Origin of the sequence: Dietzia sp. DQ12-76 (assembly GCF_014145045.1) — a bacterium.
Lineage (GTDB): Bacteria > Actinomycetota > Actinomycetes > Mycobacteriales > Mycobacteriaceae > Dietzia.
Genome location: NZ_JAALDV010000456.1, coordinates 1,257 through 3,784, shown reverse-complemented (window position 1 = coordinate 3,784; position 2,528 = coordinate 1,257). Strand labels below are relative to the sequence as shown.

General features: G+C 70.5%; 3 protein-coding genes. All 3 read left to right on the top strand.

Going from position 1 to position 2,528, the window contains the following annotated elements; translation table 11 throughout:
• Positions 1-661 (top strand): acyl-CoA dehydrogenase family protein (locus tag G6019_RS17440; RefSeq protein ID WP_241726080.1); only part of this gene is annotated, 661 nt, incomplete at its 5' end.
• Positions 658-1,845 (top strand): CaiB/BaiF CoA transferase family protein, encoded by a 1,188-nt coding sequence (locus G6019_RS14635; protein WP_182613046.1) that lies wholly within the window; start codon positions 658-660, stop codon positions 1,843-1,845. The genes G6019_RS17440 and G6019_RS14635, both read left to right, overlap by 4 nt.
• Positions 1,826-2,528, top strand: a 703-nt coding sequence (fabG, locus tag G6019_RS14630; RefSeq protein WP_182627882.1) for a 3-oxoacyl-ACP reductase FabG, incomplete at its 3' end; no start/stop codon positions are given. The genes G6019_RS14635 and fabG, both read left to right, overlap by 20 nt.

Below are 2,528 nucleotides of genomic sequence, written 5' to 3'. Positions count from 1 at the left end.
TACGCGGCCCGCCGACGAGCGGGGGCCGGGCATCGCCGTGTTCCTCGTCCCCGCCGACGCGCCCGGGGTCACGGTGGGGCCGAAGGACCGGAAGATGGGGCAGGAGGGGTCCTCGACGTCCGAGGTGGTCTTCAGCGGCGTGCGGGTCCCGGCCTCGGCGCTCGTGGGTGGAGACGAGGACGCCGGGTACCGCGCGGCGATGACGTCCCTGGCCCGCGGCCGCGTGCACATCGCCGCCGTCGCCGTGGGGTCGGCGCAGCGGGCGCTCGACGAGTCGCTGTCCTACGCGTCCACCACCACGCAAGGGGGCACCCTCGTCGGGGACTTCCAGTTGGTGCAGGCGATGCTCGCCGACCAGCAGGTGGGGGTGATGTCCGGTCGGGCCCTCGTGCGGGAGGTGGCGGCCAAGTACGTCTCGGGAGAGGACCGACGGATCGCCCCGTCCGTCGCCAAGCTGTACTGCACCGAGATGGCCGGGAAGGTCGCGGACCTGGCCGTGCAGATCCACGGTGGCACCGGGTACATGCGCGGTGTCGCGGTCGAGCGGGTCTATCGGGACATCCGCCTGCTGCGCCTCTACGAGGGGACGAGTGAGATCCAGAAGCTCATCATCGGTGGCGGGCTCATGCGTGGTGCGACCCGCGAGGCCGACGGGCGATGAGCGGCGACGGACCGCTCCCTCTCGAGGGGATCACGGTCCTGGCGGTCGAACAGGCCGTCGCCGGCCCGCTGGCCACCCGGCATCTCGCCGACCTCGGCGCTCGTGTCATCAAGGTCGAGCGTCCTGGTGAGGGCGACTTCGCGCGGTCCTACGACGACGCCGTCCACGGCCAGGCCTCCCACTTCGTCTGGCTCAACAGGGGAAAGGAATCCATCGCGCTCGACCTGGCCTCCGGCCACGGTCGCCGGGTCGCGCTCGACCTGGCCGATCGCGCGGACGTGGTCCTGAGCAACCTGGCCCCCGGAGCGATGGAGCGGCTGGGCCTCGGAGCCGCCGTCCTCCGGGAGCGTAAGGACGAGCTCGTCGTCGTCACCCTGTCCGGCTACGGCGACGGGGGGCCGTACTCCGGTCGGAAGGCCTACGACATGCTCATCCAGGCCGAGTCGGGTCTGTGCTCGATCACCGGCACCCCCGAGAGCGCCTCCAAGTCGGGCGTCCCGGTCTCCGATATCGCGACCGGGATGTACGCACTGTCGGCCGTCCAGTCGGCGTTGTTCCGGCGGGAACGGACCGGGCGGGGAGCCACTATCGAGGTGTCCATGTTCGAGGCGACGGCCGAGTGGATGGGCCACCCGATGTACGTCCGGATGTACGAGGGCCGGCAGCTCGGTCGTATGGGTCTCTCGCACGCCTCGATCTGTCCGTACGACGCCTTTCCGACCACGGACGGCCAGGTGCTCATCGGCGTACAGAACGACCGTGGTTGGGCGGCGTTGGTGCGCGAGGTTCTCGGACGACCGGACCTCGTCGACGACGAGCGGTATGCCACCAACATCGCCCGGGTCTCCCGACGCGGGGAGGTGGATGCGCTGATCAGCGCCCTGACCGCGGAGTACGGGTCCCAGGAGCTGGCCGACCGGCTCGACGCTGCCGGCGTCCCGGCGGCCAGGCTCAACGATGTCGGGGGGCTGGTCGACCACCCGCAGCTCGACGCGCGGGACCGGTGGAGACAGGTCGACACCCCCGCAGGACCCGTACGCGGACTGCTGCCGCCCGTCGACTATGCAGACGTAGAGCTGCCGATGGGGCCGGTGCCCGCGCTCGGGCAACACACGGACGCGATCCTGGCCGAACTGGCCGGTCGGACACGAGGAGAGGACACCCATGGCACTGCTCGAGGGTAGGACGGCGGTCGTCACCGGCGCCGCGCGCGGGATCGGGCTGGAGATCGCCCGGACCTTCGTCGACAACGGCGCGCGCGTCGTGGTGGGGGACATCGACGACGAGGCGGGTGCGGCCGCGGTCGACGAGCTGGGCGGTCAGGGCAGGGCGCGCTACGTCAACTGCGACGTCCGCGACGGCGCGGCGGTCGAGCACCTGATCGACGTGGCCGAGGATGCGTTCGGGCCGCTCGGGGTGTTCGTCAACAACGCCGGGGTCACCCGCGACGCCACCATGCGCACGATGACCGAGCAGCAGTTCGACGACATCATCGCGATCCACCTCAAGGGCACGTGGAACGGCACCCGCGCCGCCGCCGGACGGATGCGGGAGCACGGGGGAGGATCGATCGTCAACGTCTCCTCGATCTCCGGGAAGGTCGGTCTCAAGGGCCAGACCAACTACTCCGCCGCCAAGGCAGGGATCGTCGGGTTGACCAAGGCCGCCGCCAAGGAGGTCGCCTTCAAGAACGTGCGGATCAACTCGATCCAGCCCGGTCTCATCCGGACCGCGATGACGCTGGCGATGCCGCAACACGTGTGGGACGAGAAGATGGCCGAGATCCCGATGGGCCGGGCCGGCGAGCCCTCAGAGGTGGCGCAGGTGGTGCTCTTCCTGGCCAGCGACATGTCGAGCTACATGACCG